The following is an 18,050-nucleotide window of genomic DNA, read 5'->3' on the forward strand; positions in this document are numbered from 1 at the left end:
GCTCTCGGAGCGGCGGGACTTTTGGCCCCCGACCGTCCCCGCATTGCCGCGACACTCCTGGATCGACAACTTTTTTCCGCGTAGCGACCAGGCAAAACATGATTGGCACGACCAATTTCCCCGACCCGGTTGACACACCCCCGGGGTGAGGGCTTACCGTTTCTAACGTCCAAGGGGATGGGTCATTCATGACGTTGTCCCCTTAAGTCGGGGGCGACTCGACTCGCTTTGCTCCTTCGCTGGCTGGACAATCGGTGGTGACACGGCCGTATCATCACCGGCGGCCAGGTCCAGTGCGCGGGGGTCGGCGGAGCGGTGCGGGGCGGTCGCCGTGCGGCATTGGACACGATGGAAACGCGTCACCAGTAGACAACAGCTCGGTGCCGGACAGCCGGTCGGTATGGAGTTGGTCCGAAGGCGGGGCGGAGAAATCGTGGCAGTGCCGGCCGTACAGGGACTGGGAGAACACCGTGCGAGGGGCGTGGCAGAACAGCTACGCCCCTTTGCCGTGTCCGGGGCATGGTGAATATCCACTCGGACCATGGTCGATCGCGGGGGATGGGGCAGAATCGATGAACCCCTGTCGCAAGGAGACCCACGCGTGGCCACCACCATCGATGAGACCGAGACGTCCGTGAGCGCCGAGACCGGCGACGGTCGGCGTTCGCCGTGGTGGGGAGCGGTCGGGGTGGGCGGGCGCCGGTTGTCGTTTCGGGCCGCGGCGCTGGTGGCGGTGGCGTCGGGGGCGGCGCTGTTGCTCGCGTTTCCGCCGTTCGGGTGGTGGCCGTTGGCGCCCGTCGGGGTGGCGGGATTCGCGGCGGCGTGCCACCGGCGCAGGTTCCGTGGCGGGCTGGGCATCGGGATGCTGGCCGGGATGGCGTTCTTCTTCCCGCTGCTGAGCTGGACGTCCACACAGGTCGGACAGGTGCCGTGGATCGTGCTGTCGCTGCTGGAGGCGCTGTACTTCGCGCTGCTGGGCGGCGCCGGCGCGCTGAGTAGCCGCCTGGCCGACCGGCACCGGACACTGTGGCCGGTGGTGATCGGCGTGCTGTGGGTGGCGCAGGAGGCGCTGCGCGACCGCACGCCCTTCGGCGGATTCCCGTGGGGGCGCCTGGCGTTCTCCCAATCCAACTCGTGGCTGGGACGCTTCGCGTGGCTGGGGGGCGCGCCGCTGGTGAGCTTCGCCGTGGCGGTCTGCGGGGGCCTGTTGGTGACCCTGGCATGGCGGCGGTGGCAACGACCCACCGCGGCCAATCTGCGGCGCCCGTTGATGCTGGCGGCCGCCGCCGTCCTCGTGGTGTTGGTGGGGCTGGTGGTCCCCACGTGGACGACTGCGCCCCAGGGGCGCACCATGACGGTGGCCGTGGTCCAGGGCAACGTGCCGCGCCTCGGCCTGGAGTTCAACGAGCAGCGCCGCCGGGTGCTGGACAACCACGTCAAGGCCACCCTGAGGCTCGCCGACGACGTCGAGCACCACCGTCGGCCCCGCCCCGACGTGGTGGTGTGGCCGGAGAACTCCTCCGACATCGACCCCACCAGCAACGGCGACGCCGCCGAGGAGATCAGCCGCGCGGCCAAGAAGATCGGCGCGCCCATCGTGGTGGGCACCATGGTGCGCGACAAGGTCGGCAACCAGAACATCTCCCTGGTGTGGGACCCGAAGACCGGGCCGGGCTTCAAGTACGTCAAGCAACACCCCGTCCCGTTCGCCGAGTACATCCCCATCAAGGGATTCGTGCGCACCGTCGCCGGGTTCATCGACCAGCGCATGGTCGACGGCATCGACCGCGTGGTCGGCTTCAAGCCCGGCAAGAAGCCCGGCGTGATCCCCGTGGCGGGCACCAAGCTGTCGGGCATCATCTGCTTCGAGGTCGCCTACGACGACCTGGTGCGGTCGTCGGTGACCAACGGGGCCCAGATCATCGCCGTGCAGACCAACAACGCGACCTTCAACAACGCCGAGGCCACCCAGCAGATGGCCATGGTGCGGCTGCGTTCCGTCGAACACGGCCGCGACGGCCTGATGGCATCCACAGTGGGCGTTTCGGGCTTCACCGACTCCTCCGGCGCCGTCTACGACGAGACCAGCTTCAACACCCCGAAGGTCCTGGTGCGCACCTTCCACCTGGGCGAGGCCACCACCCCCGCCACGGCCATGGGTATGCTGCCGGAACTGTTGGGCTGCGTGGCGGCGCTGGGAGTGTTGATCGCCGCCGGTTGGCTGCGCGGACGTACGCTGGACGGTGTCGCGGGCGGCGACACGAAGTAGCGGGCAACCAAGGCCACCGCAACGGACGACCAGAAAAGGCGAACACCGGTGACCGACCGACAACCTCCACAACGTGACGACGGCGACCGTTATCCCGGCGCCGGACGCGTGGTCGTGGTTGTTCCCACCTACAACGAATCCGCCAACATCTCCTCGATCGTCGAGCGGATCCGCGCCGCCGTGCCCCCGGTGCACGTCCTCGTCGTCGACGACAACAGCCCCGACGGCACCGGCGACCTGGCCGACGCCATGGCCGCCGCCGACGGCCACGTCCACGTGCTGCACCGGCCCGGCAAGGCGGGGCTCGGCATGGCGTACCTGGCGGGCTTCGCGTGGGCCCGCGACAACGACTTCGACGCCGCCTGCGAGATGGACGCCGACGGCTCCCACGCCCCCGAGCAGCTGCACCGCCTGCTGGACGCCCTGTCCGGCGCCGACGTGGTCCTGGGTTCGCGGTACATCCCCGGCGGCATGGTGGTGAACTGGGCCGCGCACCGCCAGCTGATCTCCCGCAGCGGGAACACCTACGCCCGCTTGATGCTGGGCATCAAGCTCGCCGACGCCACCGGCGGTTACCGCGCCTACCGGATGCCGGTGCTCGACAAGATCACATCGGGTTGGGCGCCACCGCAAGGGTATTGTTTCCAGATCGGCCTGGCGTGGCGCGCCGTGAGCGCCGGGTTCCAGGTCGCGGAGGTACCCATCACCTTTGCCGAGCGCGAACACGGAGTGTCGAAGATGAGCGGTTCGATCGTCGCGGAGGCGTTCTGGAGGGTCGCGGTCTGGGGGGCCCAGGACCGCGCCCGGCGCGTGGCTCGGCTGTTCAACGGGAGGAAACCCACCCGATCGTGACCAACACGCAGCCGGACTCCACACAGCGCCCCCGCGTCGCCTACGGCGCGCGGGTGGCCTTCGCCGCGTACGCCGCCGCCGAACTCGTCGTCCTGTACCTACTGTGGACGTACATCGGGATCGGCTGGACCCTGCTGCTGTTGGCGGGAACCACCGCGGTGGGCGCGATCCTGTTGGGCACCATCGGAACCAACGCCATCCGCGAATACCGCGACACCGTGAAGGCGGGCGACCCGCCCGGGCCCGCGGCGATCTCGGGCGTCATCGGGGTGGTGGGCGCGGTGCTGCTCATCCTGCCGGGCTTCCTCGGCGACGCGGTCGGGCTGTTGTGTGTGTTCCCGCCCACCCGCTTCCTGTGGCGCTCCCTGGTCACCAAGTTCCTCCACAAGCGACTCGACTCGCCGACCCTGAACCGGATGTTCGGCCCGCGGGTGGTGCACACCACGTGGGGCACACCGAAACCCAACGCCCACGTCGATCCCGAGGCGGTGATCGACGGCGAGGTCATCGACGACGCCCCCAAGCCGCGACCGGGACACGAAGACGGGCCCCGGGAGATCATCGATCCCCGGGACCCGTAACGCTGATAAGTGGCTACTCGCCGCGGCGGGCCCGCATCTCGGTCAAACGCTCGTTGAGGATCTCCTCGAGTTCCTCCATGGAACGCCGTTCCAGCAACATGTCCCAGTGCGTGCGCGGCGGCTTCACCTTCTTGCTCGACGGTTCCTCGCCGTCCACCAACTTCGCGGTGGTGCCGTCCAGACGGCACTCCCAGGTGGCCGGAACCTCGGCCTCCACGGCGAACGGGACCTCAAAACGGTGCCCGCGCGCGCAGACGAAATCCCTGGTCTGCCGGGGTGCCAATTCAGTGTTGCGGTCCGACTCATAGCTGATCGCGCCAAGCCGGCTGCCGCGTAGCATCCGTTCGCTCATAGTCGTGGCCTTCCCCTCTACAGACGCCTGTCTATCGATATATACCTTGCCGGCGGCGTCGTTGTGCCACCAGACGCAATGGTCGAAGAGTGTAACGACCGCCGGCACCAAAATGTTTCCGGACTGGGCGGGTGTTACGCATCTCGTTTTCAAACGGGACAACATTACAGACGGGTCTGGGACCCGCGAATGATGGCATCGCGGACGTGAACCAAGTAACGTACGCCACTATCAGTGATCTACTGGTGACGCCGGGAAGCGAGGGTACACATGTCGGACGGTAGCGCGGCGGTGGTGGGCGATCGGCCCCGACGTCCCAACGATCATCGGTTCTTCGGCCATCCGTGGGCCCTGGCGACCCTGTTCTCCACCGAGCTGTGGGAACGCTTCAGCTTCTACGGCATGCGCGCCATCCTCACGCTGTACCTGGCCGCGCCCGTGGCCGCCGGGGGATGGGGATGGTCCAGCGGCGACGCCACCTCCCTGTACGGCGTCTACAACGGATTCGTCTACCTGATGGCGCTTCCCGGCGCCTGGCTGGCCGACCGCCTGATCGGCGCCCGCCGCTCGGTGCTGTGGGGCGGCGTCGTCATCGCCATGGGCCACTACCTGCTGGCCGTCCCGGCCCACGCCACCTTCTTCCTCGGCCTGATCTTCATCGTCTGCGGCACGGGCCTGCTGAAGCCGAACATGTCGGCGATGGTCGGCGAGCTGTACGAACGCGACGATCCGCGGCGCGACGCGGGATTCTCGCTGTTCTACATGGGAATCAACATCGGTGCGTTCGTGGCGCCGCTGATCGTCGGACCGCTGGGACAGGACGTCAACTGGCACCTGGGCTTCGCCTGCGCGGGAATCGGCATGACCATCGCCGTGATCTGGTACGTCATCGGCACCCGCGGCATGGGCGACGTCGGTACGGTGATCTGCAAACCGCTGCACGCCGTGGATCGCCGCCGCCTGCTGCGGGCGCTGTTGATCGGCGTCGTCATCGCCGCGGTCGTCGTCGGGGGCGCGCAGCTGCTGTTCACCAAGGTGTTCGGCAAGACGTCGATCAGCGCGTTCCTGCTCATCATGGCTCTGGTGCCCGTGCTGGTCACCGTCGTGTACTTCTCGCGCATGTTCGCCGACCGCGAGCTGACCGACGTCGAACGCAGCCGATTGTCGGCGTATGTGTTTCTGTTCGTCTTCGCCGCCTGCTTCTGGCTGATCTACGACCAGGCGGGCTCGGTGGTGAACCTGTTCACCGAGCACAAGGTGGACCTGGACCTGCCGCTGCTGGGGAACGTCGCGGCCTCGACCTTCCAGTCGATCAACCCGATCTTCATCATCATCGGTTCCCCGTTGGCCGCCATCGTGTGGCTGAGGCTCGGGCACCGATTGTCGACGCCGTCGAAGTTCGCGTTCGGTCTGATCTTCAACGGACTGTCGTTTGTGGTCATGAGCTTCGCCGCGGCGGCGGCCGTCGGGGGCGGCAGGGTCTCTCCGCTATGGATTGTCGCGGTGTACGCCATCCAGGTCGCCGGTGAGCTGTCCATCAGCCCCGTCGGTTTGTCGGCCACCACCAAGCTGGCGCCCGCCAGCTACGTCTCCCAGATGCTGGGGCTGTGGTTCCTGTCCACGGCCGTGGGCGACGGCATCGGTGGCCAGATCGCGGGTCTCCAGGACCGGTGGGGCGAGACCGCTTACTTCGCCATCCTGGGCGGCGCCAGCGTCGTCCTCGGCCTGGCCGCCATCGGCATGGTCAGGTCGCTGCGCGGGCTGATGCGCGGGATCCACTGACGCCGCCCGCGCAACGGCGGCCACGGCCGCGGGGTGTGTCACCTGTGGATGGTGGCCCGCGGCGGGGATCTCGGTCACGGCGACCGACGGCGGCGTCACGGTCAGCGGATCGTCGGCGCCGTGGACGATGCGGATCGGCACCGACACCCGCCCCAGCAGCGCGGCGAGGGCCTCCCGCTCGGCGGCACGGGCGCCGATCGCGAGCCGACGCGCCAGGCGGCGCGCGCCGCCGCGACGACGCAGTCCCGCCACGGCGCTGGCGACCGCCTCGGGGGCGGGAGTTCCCGCGACGTTGAGCGATCCCGCCTCGGTTCCAGTGCTCTCCTGCGCCGCCGTGGTCGGGGGAGTTTCCGCGACGCCATCTTGTTTCTCCGTGCTGGTGTTCTCATCCATTGCCGCGGGCGGGGGAGCCGCGGTGAGGCCGAGCAGTCCCGCCATGCGGGCGGGCGAGATCAGCTTCAAGGCGGGCACGGTGAGGGCGGGGACGCGCAGCGGCCACGCCGTGGGCTTTTGAATGAAGTACGGCGACACCAGGACCAGCCCGCCGACGCGTTCGGGGTGGGCGGCGGCGTAGCGCAGCGCGAGCGCCGTGGCGGCCGAGTGAGCCACGATGACGGGCCTCGACCGCACCGGAGCCAGCAGACCCCCGATCCAGTCCTCATCGGACACCGAGGCGGGTGCCGAACGGCCGAGCCCCGGCAGGTCGGCGACGAGAACGCGCGCCTCACCCAGCTCGGCCAGAACGCCGCGCCACGACTCGGCGTCGACGGGAAGCCCGTGCAGCAGAACGTATTCGGGTGCCGCGCGGTCGCCCGCCACGTAGGTCCGCGAGCCCACGACGTCGACGATGCCTCCCGCCAGCGCCGCGGGGGCGGCGCCGAACCCGTCGGCCACCAGGCGGTCGGCCCAGCGGCGCAGGGCGGACCCGGCGGGCGGGTGCGAGAATCCCGCCGACGCCGCGACGGCGTCGGCCGAGGCGGTGTCGTAGCGGTCGGCGGACAGGAAGGTCAAGGTCTCGGGGTTGGCGCCCGTCAGGCGGGACGGCAGGCGGCGGATCAGCCCGACGGGCACCTGCCTGGTCGGCGCGCGGACGCCGAGATGCTTGGCCAGCAAGCGAACCAGGTCGGGCAGGTTCGGGGTGGCGTCGTCCAGCAGCCAGTGCATGCCGCCGGGGCGCGGGTCGTGGTCGATGATCGCCGCCATGAACCTGGCGAGATGGTCCACCGTGACCACGGGGACGAAGGTGTCGGGCGAGCCGGGCAGGGCGGGGAGCCCGCCGTTCCACAGGTCGCGGACCACCTCGGCCAGGCCGACGTATTGACCCGACTCTCCCGTGGTCGCCTCGCCGATCACGGTGGCGGGGTTGACCACCGTCAGCGGGACGCCCCGCTCGGCGGCGAGGAACCGCACCGCCATGTCGGCCTCGAGCTTGGAGCCCTCGTAGGCGCCCTTGTCGCGGTAGAGGGCGTCGCGTTCGGTGTCGGACAGGGGATATCGTGGACGATCGGTGACGGCGACCCGATAGCCCGACACGTGGATCAGGCGGCGGAGCCCGCCGCGCTCGGCGGCCCAGTTCAGCACGTTCACCGCGCCGTCCACATTGATCTTTCGGGCCTCGTCGCGTCGCAGGCCGAAGCGGTAGAGGGCGGCGGTGTTGTAGACGTGGCCGACGTTCACCAGCCGTCGCGCGTCGGGGGCGGCGAGGCCGAGATCGGGCGCGGTGAGCTCGCCGCCCATCACCTCCAGCCGCCGGGTGTCGGCGCCGCGGCTTCGCAGCCAGTGGTGCAGCTCGGCGGCGCGGGTCGGCCCCGACTCGCCCGAACGCCCCGACGGATCTCGGATCACGGCGGCGACACTTCGGTGCTGCCGCAACAGTTCCCGAACGGTCCACCTGCCGATGAGTCCCGTCGCGCCGAAGACCACGGCGTCGGGGGAGCGGGTCGGGTCTGCCATGTCGCACCTATCTCTAGACCGATCTACATAATTTATTGACAAAGCAATGTGCCGTCGTTTCCGCCGACGGTCAGTCCGCGCCGAGCAGCGCCGCGATCCGGCGGCCGACGCGATCGACGGGCACCCGACTCCGCTTGGCGCGGGCCAAAACCAGCGCCCCCTCGATGAGCGCCAGCACGGTGCCCGCCAGGTCCTCGGCCTCGGCCGCCGCGCGGCCGTCGGCCCGCAGCGCCTCGGCCAGCCGATCCTGCCAGGCGTCGTAGATCACGCCGCAGATCGCTCCCAGCTCGGTGTCGGCGGTCGACACCTCCAGCGCCACCGTCGCGATCGGACAGCCCTTGGCGTAGTCGGCGGCGGTCATGCGGTCGGCCAGCGCGTTCAGGAAGGCCGTCACGAGCGCCGCGGGCGCCGGGTCCGACTTCGCCAGTTCGTCGACGACGCCGTCGATCTCGCGACCCGCGGCGGCCAGGGCCTCGCCGATCAACTGGTCCTTGCCGCGCGGGAAGTGGTGGTAGAACGAGCCGCGGGGCGCGCCGGCGACCGCGAGCACCTCGTTGAGGCCCGTGCCGTGATAGCCCTTCGCCTCGACGAGGGTGCGGGCCGCCTCGATGAAGCGGGCCCGCGTCGCATCTCCCTTGACGGCCATGCCGGAACAATAGACCGATCTACATAATTTGGCAAGCTGCCGCGTCAGCACCTCGCGGGCCACCGCGAGACTGGGCCCGTGCCAGGTCAGGTGGCGACCCGACACCAGCGCGCAGTCGACGCCGTCGAACGCCTCGGGCCCGTCGTCGGCGGAGAACGCGTACGGCTCGTCGGGCAGCACCACGAGGTCGGGGCGGCGCGCCACGATGTCGTCCACGGTGGTCTTCGGGTACGGGTCGTCGGCGTCGTCGAAGACGTTGTCGACGCCGAGCCGCCGCAGCACGTCCCCGGCGAAGGTGCCCGGACCCAGCACCATCCACGGGCGGCGCCAGATCGGGATCACCGCGCGGCGCCGCTCGGCCGGTTCGGGCGCCCAGGCCCGCCGCGCCTGCGCGATCCACCCCGGCTCCTCCACGCCGAGGGCGGCGAACATCCGCGCCGCCGAGTCGCACGCCCGCGGCACCGTCCGCGGGAACGACACCCACACCGCGATCCCCGCCCAGCGCAAAGCCTCCACATCGGACTTTCGGTTCTCCTCGGCGTTGGCCAGCACCAGATCGGGCCGACACGCCTCGATCGCCCCGAGCGTCGGATACTTGCTGCCGCCCACCCGCGCGACGTCCAGCCCCGGCGGCTCGACGCAGTAGTCGGTGGCGCCCACCAAAAGCCCGGGCGCCGCCAGCGCCACCGCCTCCGTGGTCGACGGAACCAGCGACACCACCCGCCGCGGCGGTCCGCCGTCGTAGTCGAAGCCCAGGTCGTCCCTCATAGATCGGTGACCCGCAGGCCCACATGCGCCTTGTAGCGGCGGTTGATGGCGATCAGGTTGGCCGTCATCGCCTCCACCTGGCGGGCGTTGCGCAGCCGCCCCGCGTACACCCCGCGCACCCCGGCGATGCGCCCCGCCAACGCCTGCACCGTGGTCGCGGCCTCGCGGTCGTCGCCCAACACCAGCACGTCGGTGTCGATGGATTCGATCTCGGGATCGGACAACAACACCGCGGAGACGTGGTGGAACGCCGCCGTCACCCTCGACGCGGGCAACAGCGCCGCCGTCTGCTGGGCGGCGCTGCCCTCGGCCACGCCCAGCGGAAACGCGCCCTGCTTGTCGAAGCCCAGCGGGTTCACGCAGTCCACCACGATCTTGCCCGCCAGGGCGTCGGCCAGATCGCGCAGCAGTGCCTCGTGGCCCTCCCACGGCACCGCCACGATGACGATGTCGCACGCGCACGCCTCGGCGTTGGAGGCGCCGCTCGCCAGCCCCCGGGCCACCCCGGGCCGCGCCGCGAGGTCGGCGGCGACGGTGTGCGCCCGCGCCGCCTCGCGCGAGCCGATGGTCACCGGGTGCCCGGCCCTCAACAGTCGGTACGCCAGCCCGCGCCCCTGCGGCCCGGTGCCACCCAGCACGCCCACCGACAATCCCGCGACGTCCGGCAAGGCGACATCTTCAAATGCCATGGTGTACATATTCGCACCACACGCCCCGCCAAGGCGATACCGGTGAGGCGGGAAACACGGCGTTAACAAGCCGGATGCACACTGAGGGCGTAACCGATTCAGGGAGCAATGGTGGAACGGCAGCAAGAGTTTGTGCTACGGACCCTGGAGGAACGCGACATCCGGTTCGTCCGCTTGTGGTTCACCGATGTCCTGGGGACCTTGAAGTCCGTCAGCGTCGCCCCGGCCGAGCTGGAGTCCGCCTTCGACGAGGGCATCGGCTTCGACGGCTCGGCGGTCGAGGGCTTCGCCCGGGTCTACGAGTCCGACATGGTGGCGATGCCCGACGCCACCACCTTCCAGGTATTTCCCTTCGAGGGCACCGGGATCGGCGAGAGCGCCCGGATCTTCTGCGACGTCCTCACCCCCGACGGCGCCCCGAGCTGGGCCGACCCGCGCCACGTGCTGCGCCGCGCCCTGGCCAAAGCCGCCGACAACGGCTTCACGTTCTATACCCACCCCGAGATCGAGTTCTTCCTGTTCGAAGGGGACGGTCGGCACACCGGCGGCCCGATCCCGGTGGACGAGGGCGGGTACTTCGACAACACCACCCACGCCATCGCCCGCGACTTCCGGCGCCAGGCGATCCTGGCCCTGGAACGCATCGGCATCTCCGTGGAGTTCAGCCATCACGAGGTGGCGCCCGGCCAGCAGGAGATCGACCTGCGCTACGCCGACGCGCTGGCCACGGCCGACAACATCATGACGTTCAGGCACGTGGTCAAGGAGGTCGCGCTGTCGGCGGGGGTGCACGCCACATTCATGCCCAAGCCGATCACCGACCAGCCCGGCAGCGGCATGCACACCCACATGTCGCTGTTCGAGGGCGAGGACAACGCCTTCCACGATCCGTCCGATGAGAACAAGCTGTCCAAGACGGGCAAGGCGTTCATCGCGGGGCTGCTGCGCCACGCCCCGGAGTACACCGCCATCACCAACCAATGGGTGAATTCGTACAAGCGGCTGTTTCCGATGCCGCTGGACAATCGGGTGACCGAGGCTCCGGCGTATGTCTGCTGGGGACACCGCAATCGTTCGGCTCTGGTGCGGGTGCCCGCGTACGGAAAGCCGAATTCGGCGCGTGTGGAATTGCGCTCGCTGGATTCGGCGGCCAATCCGTACCTGGCGTACGCGGTCCTGTTGGGAGCCGGGCTGCGCGGCATCGAGGAGGGCTACGAGCTGCCCCCGGGTACCGAGGACGACGTGTGGAGGCTCAGCGATGTCGAGCGCCGCGCGGCCGGTTACCGAAAGCTGCCGGCGAATCTCGCCGAGGCCATCGACGCGATGGCCGAATCGGATCTGGTGGCCGAGGTGCTCGGCGAGCACGTCTTCGACTTCTTCCTGAAGAACAAGCAGGCCGAATGGGACGAGTTCCGCCGCCAGGTGACCGCGTACGAATTGCAGCGGTACCTGGATCTGTGACGCTTACTGCTGGCTGAAGAATTGTGGGTTGTCGTCGGCGGCGCGGCGCGGGCGCGGCAGCAGCGACAGGGTGCTGATCTCGCGCTTGACCGCGGCGATGTGGCGTCCCTCCGACCAGCCGGTGACCACGGCGGCGACCGCGGCGATGACGAAGATCCAGCTGGCCAGGCCGTTGACGGCCAGGGTGAACCCGGCCGATCCGATGACGATGACGACCACGGCCACGACGGCCAGGACCGTCATCGGGTGGGCTTTATGGCTGGAGCGAAGCGGTTTGTGTCGCATATCTGACTCAACGACGAATCCGTTGCCAAGCCACGGTGCATATGCAGATTTCCCCCTAATGGTGGTCTTTTATGGGCGCGAGCTGGTGAAACAGTGAGAGGCATTGTGGCGGAAGGAATGCGACAAAGAGGCATTGACGGCGCTTAATGGGATTGACCGGGCGACTTTCGCGACGTCCCGTTACCGTTCAACACTTCTGGTCGTTGATTTCTTTGGGCCGCGGGTGTAAACACAATGAAAGTACCAAAAGTCCCGTGTACATGCCCTTGTAGACACACAAATCAATGGTAAGCTCTAAAGAGGACGGTGGGGTCCGATGGAGTGGTCACAGCAACCGATTGGCAGACGCGTCGCCTATTGGCGACAGCGTCGTGGAATGTCACAGCAGATATTCGCCGACGCGATCGGCAAGTCCAAGAGCTGGGTGGACAAAGTGGAGCGCGGCGTCCGCCGACTCGACAAGTTCTCCGTGCTCAACGAGATCGCCGACGCCCTGGCGATCGACACCCAGCAGCTCCTCGGCCACGAGCCGCGCCGGCGCGCCGACCAGGCCAACTGCATCGACCAGGTGGAGGTCGACAGCATCCGGGCCTCCCTGGAGCGCTACGAGCGGCTCGGCAAGTACCTGGGCGCCGCCGCCCTGGACCCGGTGCCGCTGCCCGAGCTGCGCAAGTCCGTGGCGCACGCCTGGTTCGCCTACGAGAAGGCCAACTATCCGGTGCTGGCGCGGGCCCTGATCGAGCTGCTGCGCACCGCGCCGGTGGCGGAGGAACAGGCCAGCGGCGGCCCACGGGCCGAGGCCGCGGGGCTGCTCACCCAGGTGTACCAGATCGCGTCCACCGTGCTGCGAAAGCTGGGTGAGCCCCAGCTGTCGTGGCTGGCGGCCGACCGCGCCATCGGCGCCGCCCAGCGCTGCGACGATCCGCTGCTGATCGGCACCGCCACCACCCGGGTGGCCAACGCCCTGCGATCCCTGGGCCGCCACGAGGCCGCGCTCGACCTCAATGTCCAGGTGGCACACGGCATCATGAGCGAGATCGGTGAGACGGCGCGCGCCAACCCGGCGGCGCTGAGCGTCTACGGCATCCTGCTGCTGCAGGGCTCCATGGCCGCGGCTCTCACCGGGGACGGCGCCACCACCCGCGACCTGCTGAACTCCGCCGGCCGGGCCGCCGAGCGGGTCGCCGCCGACGCCAACCACTACCGGACGTCCTTCAACACCACCAATGTGGAGGTTCACCGGGCCGCCGCCGCCGTGGAGCTCGGCGACGGGCGGCTCGCCCTGCAGATCCACCAGGGCATCGACCGGGAACGCCTGGCCGTCATGGTCCCCGAGCGCCGCGCCCACCACTATCTCGACCTGGCGCGCGGCTGCGCCCAGTTCGGGGACGTGGACAAGGCCGCCCAGGCCCTGCTGGCCGCCGATCGCTGCGCCCCCAGCGAGATCCGCTGCCGTCCGCTGGCCCACGACATCGTCACCGATGTGCTGCGGCGGGCCAGGGGCACCGCCCCGTCGCAGGTGCGGCAGCTCGCCGACACGATGGGGATCGCCGCCTGATGCCCTTCCAGCCGACCGGCGACGCCCCGGTGCTCGAGGTGATCGTGTGCGGGTCCCCGTTGGCCCGCGAGATCGACTGCCTCCTGCACCCGCTGGTCGCCGGGGACTGGGACGTGTGGGTGGTGGCCACACCGGACGGTCGGCGCTTCTTCGACACCGACCTGGTCGAGAAGCTCACCGGCCATCCGGTGCACAGCCGGTACCGCCGCCCCGACGAGCAGGTGGACGTGCCGTACGCCGACCTGCTCGCCGTGGTCCCCGCCACCTGCAACACCATCAACAAGTGGGCGGCCGGGATCTGCGACACCCTGGCGCTCGGCCTGCTGGTGGAGGCGTACGGGCGGCGCTGCCCGATCGTGACCGTGCCGTACACCAACCGCGACCAGGCGGCCCACCCGATGTTCGTGGAGAACCTGGAACGGCTGCGGCGCTGGGGGGTCCGGCTGCTGTACGGCGAGGACTTCCACCCGCTGCACGCCCCGGGCGCCGGGGACGGCCCGATCGACTTCCCCTGGCACCGCGTGCGCGACGCCATCGAGGAGGCCCGGCCGGTAACCTGGCGCCGGTGAGCGCTGACATCGCCGACCTGGCGCGGTTCCTGGACGACTGCTATCCGCCCGAGCGCGCCGCCGACTGGGACGCCGTCGGGCCGGTGTGCGGGCACGCCACGGCCGAGGTGACGCGGGTGCTGTTCGCCGTGGACTGCGTCGCCGCCACCGTGGACGAGGCCGTGTCGGCCGGGGCCCAGCTCATGGTCACCCACCATCCGCTGTTGCTGCGCGGGGTGACCAGCCTCGACCCGTCCGGCTACAAGGGAGCGATCGTGCACCGGCTCATCGAGTCGGGCATCGGCCTGTACGTCGCGCACACCAATGCCGACGTCGCCTCGCCCGGGGTGTCGGACGCGCTGGCGCGGCGGCTCGGCCTGGGGGACCTGCGCCCCCTGGACCCGATCGACACCGGGCCGGCCGGCATCGGACGGATCGGTCGGCTGGAGGCCCCGATGTCCCTGCGCGACTTCGCCTCCCACGCCGCGCACCGGCTGCCCGCCACCGCCTGGGGCGTGCGCGCCGCCGGCGATCCCGACCGGGTGATCTCCACCGTGGCGGTGTGCGGCGGCGCCGGGGACACCTACCTCGGCCTGGCCGCCGCCGCCGGGGTGGACGCCTACCTCACCGCCGACCTGCGCCACCACCCCGTCAGCGAGCACATCGAGTCCCGCGGACCGGCCCTTGTGGACGCCGCGCACTGGGCGACCGAGCGCCCGTGGCTGGACGCGGTGGCCTCCCGAGTCAGCCGCGAATTCGGCGTCGATACCTTGGTGAGCGACCACAACACCGACCCGTGGACGCTCAGCGCGTCCTCGCGAGGCTGAATCGAGGAGATCGAGTGCACGCCGAGCCGGCAGATCAGCGCCGCCTGTTGGACCTTCAGCAGGCCGACACGTCACTGACCCAACTGACCCACCGGCGCACCCACCTGCCGGAGGAGGCCGAGATCGCCGAGCTGCGCGGCAGGGTCACCGGCCTCACCGACACCCTCGCCGGTCACCAGGCGGGCGCCTCCGACCTGGAGCGCGACATCTCGCGGGTGGAGCGGGAGATCGAGCAGGTCCGCGCCCGCGCCGACAAGGACCGGGCCCGCCAGACCTCCTCGGCGGTCGGCGCCAAGGAGCTCGAGGGCCTCGGCCACGAGCTGGAGACCCTGGCCCGCCGACAGTCCGAACTGGAGGACCAGGAGCTGGAACTCATGGAGCGGCGCGAGACCGAGCTGTCGGCGGCCGCCGGGCAGGAGACCGGGCTCGCGGAGGCGAAGACCGCCCTGGCCGAGGCGGAGCGGCGCAAGGCCGAGGCGCTCGGCCAGATCGACCTGGAGCTGGCGGCCCAGAACCGGGCCCGCGAGGAGATCTCGGCGTCGGTGCCCGCGGAGCTGCTCGGCCTGTACGACAAGATCCGCAGGAACCAGCCGATCGCCGCGGCGCTGCTGCGCCGCCGCCGCTGCGAGTCCTGTCGGCTCGAGCAGTCGGGCGGCGAGCTGGCCGCGCTGCGGGCGGCGGAGGACACGGACGTGGTGCGCTGCGACAATTGCGGCGCCATCCTGATACGTACGGAGGATTCGGGGCTGTGAGCGGTATCGACAAGGTCATCATGGAGGCCGACGGGGGATCGCGGGGCAACCCGGGCCCGGCGGGATACGGGGCGGTCGTCCTGGACGCGTCCGGGGAGGTCCTGGTGGACCGCAAGGGTTTCCTGGGCGTCACCACCAACAACGTCGCCGAGTACAGCGGCCTGATCGCCGGGCTCACCGCGGCCAGGGAACTCGGCGCGCTGGCCGTGGACGTCCGAATGGACTCCAAGCTGGTCGTCGAGCAGATGAACGGCAACTGGAAGGTCAAGCACCCCAACCTGCGCCCGCTGGCGGCCGAGGCCGCGGCCCTGGTGCGCGACTTCGACACGGTGACGTTCACCTGGATTCCGCGCGCCCAGAACACCCGCGCCGACGCCCTGGCCAACGAGGCCATGGACGACCGCCGCTGAGGCGCCAGGACAACGCGAAACGGCCGGGACCCCGCGGGGTCCCGGCCGTTGGTTGTGTGGTGTCTACAGCGGAATGTTGCCGTGGGCGCCGCGGGCGGGCGGGGCCTCGGCCAGGGCCCGGGCCAGCCGCACCCGGGTGTTGGCGGGCTCGATGACCTCGTCGATCACGCCGATCTCGATGGCCCGCGACGCGCTGCCCGCGTTGCGTTCCTGCTCGGCGATCAGCTTGTCGCGCAGGGCATCGCGCTCCTCGGGCGGTGCCGCCGCCAGCTTCTTGCGGTGCAGGACGTTGACGGCCGCCGCCGCGCCCATCACGGCGATCTCGAAGGTCGGCCACGCGAAGACCGCCGTGGCGCCCAACGATCGCGAGTTCATCGCGATGTAGGCACCGCCGTAGTCCTTGCGGGTCACCAGGGTCACGCGCGGCACCACCGACTCGGCGAAGGCGTGCAGCAGCTTGGCTCCGCGCCGGACCACGCCGTCCCACTCCTGGCCCAGACCGGGCAGGTAGCCGGGAACGTCGACGAGCACCAGCATCGGGACGCCGAAGGCGTCGCACATCCGCACGAACCGCGCCGCCTTCTCCGCGGCCTCGGCGTTGAGGCAGCCGCCCATCCGCAGCGGGTTGTTGGCGATCACCCCGACGGTGCGACCGGCGAAACGCCCGAGCACCGTCACGATGTTGGCCGCCCACTTCCCGTGCAGCTCAACGGGACTCTCCACGTCCTCGCCGGAGTCCAGCAGCGCCTTCACCAGCGGCTTGACGTTGTAGGCGCGGTTGGCCTCGGCCGGCAGCATCGAACCCAGGTCGTGGTTGTCGCGGGCGTCCTCGACCTCGATGCGGCCCTGGTGACCCAGCAGCGAGGCCAGGTCGCGCGCGGTCGCCAGCGCCGTGGCGTCGTCCTTTGTGGTCACGTGGGCCACGCCGGACTTCTTGCCGTGCACCTCCGGGCCGCCCAGGCTCTCCATGTCGGCCTGCTCGCCGGTGACGCTCTTGACCACCTCGGGTCCGGTCACGAAGATGCGGCCGGTGGCGGACATGATGACGATGTCGGTCAGCGCCGGGCCGTACGCCGCGCCGCCGGCGGCCGGGCCGAGCACCACCGAGATCTGCGGCACCTGCCCCGATGCCCTCACCATCGCGGCGAACACCTGACCCACCGCGTCCAGCGAGACCACGCCGTCGCCCAGCCGGGCGCCGCCGCAGTGCCAGATGCCGATCACCGGAATCCGCTCGCGCACCGCGGTGTCGATGGTCTCCACCATCTGACGGCATCCGTCGGTTCCCATGGCGCCGCCCATGACCCGGGCGTCGGAGCAGTAGGCGATCGCGGCGGTGCCGCCGATGTCGCCGCGCGCGGTCATGACGCCGGACGCGCCGTCGTCGTGCATCACGGCCATGGTGCCGGAGTCGAACAGGGCGGTGAGCCGCGGCAGCGGGTCGCGCACGTCGACGACGGCCTCCGTGCTGTCGGATTTCACAGTGGACACGGTAAAACTCCTTTGCCTGGTCAGGCCCGGGTGAACACCAGGGTGACGTTGTGCCCGCCGAAGCCGAACGAGTTGTTCATCGCGGCGGGGACGTCCGCCTTGCGAGCGGAGTTCGCGGCGACGTCCAGGTTCAGGGCGTCGTCGGGATCGTCCAGGTTGATGGTCGGCGGGATGATCCCCTCCTGGATCGCCTTGATGACGGCGATCGACTCCACGGCACCGGCCGCGCCCAGCAGGTGGCCGGTCATGGACTTGGTGCTGGTGAGGATCGGGTGATCGCCGACGGCCTCGGCGATGCCGCGGACCTCGCCCATGTCGCCCACCGGGGTGGACGTGGCGTGGGCGTTGACGTGCACGATGTCGGCGCCGCTGAGCCCGGCGTCGCGCAGGGCCGCGCGCATCGCGCGGACGCCGCCGGACGGGTCGGGCTGCACGATGTCGAAGCCGTCGGAGGTGATGCCGGCACCGGCCAGCCGCGCGATCACGCGGGCGCCGCGGGCGGCGGCGTGATCGGCGCGCTCCAGCACCATGGCGCCGGCGCCCTCGCCCATCACGAAGCCGTCGCGACCGCGATCCCATGGGCGCGAAGCCCTCTGGGGATCATCGTTGCGTGTGGACAGCGCCTTCATGGAGGCGAAACCGGCCAGGGGCAGCGGGGCGATCACGGCCTCGCAGCCTCCGGCCACCACCACGTCGGCGCGCCCGGAACGGATCATGTCCAGGCCCCAGGCGATGGCCTCGTTGCTGGTGGCGCAGGCGCTGGTGGGCGCGTGCACCCCCGCCTTGGCCTTGAACTCCAGGCCCACCCACGCGGCCGGGCCGTTGG

15 protein-coding genes and 3 pseudogenes are annotated in these 18,050 nt (G+C 70.2%); 10 read left to right on the top strand and 8 right to left on the bottom strand.

The annotated features are described in order from the left end of the window. The first annotated feature begins 601 nt into the window (after positions 1 to 601). The 3 genes from lnt to VE172_RS14195 are packed head-to-tail and all read left to right on the top strand — an operon-like array spanning position 602 to position 3,702. Positions 602 to 2,269, top strand: a complete 1,668-nt coding sequence (gene lnt / locus VE172_RS14185) for an apolipoprotein N-acyltransferase (protein ID WP_324802572.1) — start codon at positions 602 to 604, stop codon at positions 2,267 to 2,269. Positions 2,270 to 2,317: 48 nt separating this feature from the next. Then, the gene (locus tag VE172_RS14190) at positions 2,318 to 3,121 is read left to right on the top strand and encodes a polyprenol monophosphomannose synthase (protein ID WP_324802573.1); all 804 of its coding nucleotides are present in this window, start codon (positions 2,318 to 2,320) and stop codon (positions 3,119 to 3,121) included. Further along, a complete protein-coding gene (locus tag VE172_RS14195; protein WP_324802574.1) occupies positions 3,118 to 3,702 on the top strand; it encodes an FxsA family protein in 585 nt (194 codons plus the stop codon). Before VE172_RS14190 ends, VE172_RS14195 begins: the two co-directional genes overlap by 4 nt. Positions 3,703 to 3,715: 13 nt before the next feature. Here the strand turns inward: VE172_RS14195 and VE172_RS14200 are convergent, their stop codons facing one another. Continuing rightward, the gene (locus VE172_RS14200) at positions 3,716 to 4,054 is read right to left on the bottom strand and encodes an RNA polymerase-binding protein RbpA (protein ID WP_324802575.1); all 339 of its coding nucleotides are present in this window, start codon (positions 4,052 to 4,054) and stop codon (positions 3,716 to 3,718) included. Between the two features lie 270 nt (positions 4,055 to 4,324). On the opposite strand from VE172_RS14200, the gene VE172_RS14205 reads away from it, so the two are divergent. Next, the gene (locus VE172_RS14205) at positions 4,325 to 5,836 is read left to right on the top strand and encodes a peptide MFS transporter (protein ID WP_324802576.1); all 1,512 of its coding nucleotides are present in this window, start codon (positions 4,325 to 4,327) and stop codon (positions 5,834 to 5,836) included. Positions 5,837 to 5,860: 24 nt separating this feature from the next. On the opposite strand, the pseudogene VE172_RS14210 reads toward VE172_RS14205, so the two are convergent. The 4 genes and pseudogenes from VE172_RS14210 to npdG form a co-directional block, all read right to left on the bottom strand. After that, positions 5,861 to 7,789 (bottom strand): annotated as a pseudogene (locus tag VE172_RS14210) (alpha/beta fold hydrolase); the annotation flags it as partial. Between the two features lie 70 nt (positions 7,790 to 7,859). Beyond that, complete coding sequence (locus tag VE172_RS25465) at positions 7,860 to 8,435, bottom strand: TetR/AcrR family transcriptional regulator (protein WP_349258380.1); 576 nt, start codon at positions 8,433 to 8,435, stop codon at positions 7,860 to 7,862. Between the two features lie 30 nt (positions 8,436 to 8,465). Beyond that, positions 8,466 to 9,203 (bottom strand): annotated as a pseudogene (locus VE172_RS25470) (helical backbone metal receptor); the annotation flags it as partial. Continuing rightward, on the bottom strand, positions 9,200 to 9,892 hold the full coding sequence (gene npdG, locus VE172_RS14220) for an NADPH-dependent F420 reductase (RefSeq protein WP_324802578.1): 693 nt from the start codon (positions 9,890 to 9,892) through the stop codon (positions 9,200 to 9,202). The gene npdG and the pseudogene VE172_RS25470, both read right to left, overlap by 4 nt. A gap of 111 nt (positions 9,893 to 10,003) precedes the next feature. On the opposite strand from npdG, the gene glnA reads away from it, so the two are divergent. After that, a complete protein-coding gene (glnA, locus tag VE172_RS14225; protein WP_349258379.1) occupies positions 10,004 to 11,353 on the top strand; it encodes a type I glutamate--ammonia ligase in 1,350 nt (449 codons plus the stop codon). 3 nt (positions 11,354 to 11,356) lie between these two features. Here glnA and VE172_RS14230 read toward each other — a convergent pair whose 3' ends face one another. Next, entirely contained in the window at positions 11,357 to 11,596 is a 240-nt protein-coding gene (locus VE172_RS14230; protein ID WP_324802580.1) for a hypothetical protein, read from the bottom strand. A 358-nt stretch (positions 11,597 to 11,954) separates the two neighbouring features. On the opposite strand from VE172_RS14230, the gene VE172_RS14235 reads away from it, so the two are divergent. The 5 genes and pseudogenes from VE172_RS14235 to VE172_RS14255 form a co-directional block, all read left to right on the top strand. After that, complete coding sequence (locus VE172_RS14235) at positions 11,955 to 13,196, top strand: helix-turn-helix domain-containing protein (RefSeq protein WP_324802581.1); 1,242 nt, start codon at positions 11,955 to 11,957, stop codon at positions 13,194 to 13,196. Further along, the gene (locus VE172_RS14240) at positions 13,196 to 13,765 is read left to right on the top strand and encodes a flavoprotein (protein WP_324802582.1); all 570 of its coding nucleotides are present in this window, start codon (positions 13,196 to 13,198) and stop codon (positions 13,763 to 13,765) included. The genes VE172_RS14235 and VE172_RS14240 overlap by 1 nt, the downstream gene beginning before the upstream one ends. Continuing rightward, positions 13,762 to 14,571, top strand: a complete 810-nt coding sequence (locus tag VE172_RS14245; protein WP_324802583.1) for a Nif3-like dinuclear metal center hexameric protein — start codon at positions 13,762 to 13,764, stop codon at positions 14,569 to 14,571. Before VE172_RS14240 ends, VE172_RS14245 begins: the two co-directional genes overlap by 4 nt. A 14-nt stretch (positions 14,572 to 14,585) precedes the next feature. Continuing rightward, positions 14,586 to 15,323 (top strand): zinc ribbon domain-containing protein, encoded by a 738-nt coding sequence (locus VE172_RS14250; RefSeq protein ID WP_324802584.1) that lies wholly within the window; start codon positions 14,586 to 14,588, stop codon positions 15,321 to 15,323. Positions 15,324 to 15,343: 20 nt separating this feature from the next. Further along, positions 15,344 to 15,721, top strand: a pseudogene (locus VE172_RS14255) (reverse transcriptase-like protein); the annotation flags it as partial. A gap of 75 nt (positions 15,722 to 15,796) precedes the next feature. On the opposite strand, the gene VE172_RS14260 reads toward VE172_RS14255, so the two are convergent. Both VE172_RS14260 and VE172_RS14265 read right to left on the bottom strand, forming a co-directional pair. Then, the gene (locus VE172_RS14260) at positions 15,797 to 17,134 is read right to left on the bottom strand and encodes an acyl-CoA carboxylase subunit beta (RefSeq protein WP_414715102.1); all 1,338 of its coding nucleotides are present in this window, start codon (positions 17,132 to 17,134) and stop codon (positions 15,797 to 15,799) included. 110 nt (positions 17,135 to 17,244) lie between these two features. Then, the coding region (locus tag VE172_RS14265; RefSeq protein WP_324802587.1) for a beta-ketoacyl-[acyl-carrier-protein] synthase family protein at positions 17,245 to 18,050 on the bottom strand (806 nt) is incomplete at its 5' end.

The sequence above is a fragment of the Stackebrandtia sp. genome, assembly GCF_035643755.1.
Classification (GTDB): Bacteria; Actinomycetota; Actinomycetes; order Mycobacteriales; family Micromonosporaceae; genus Stackebrandtia.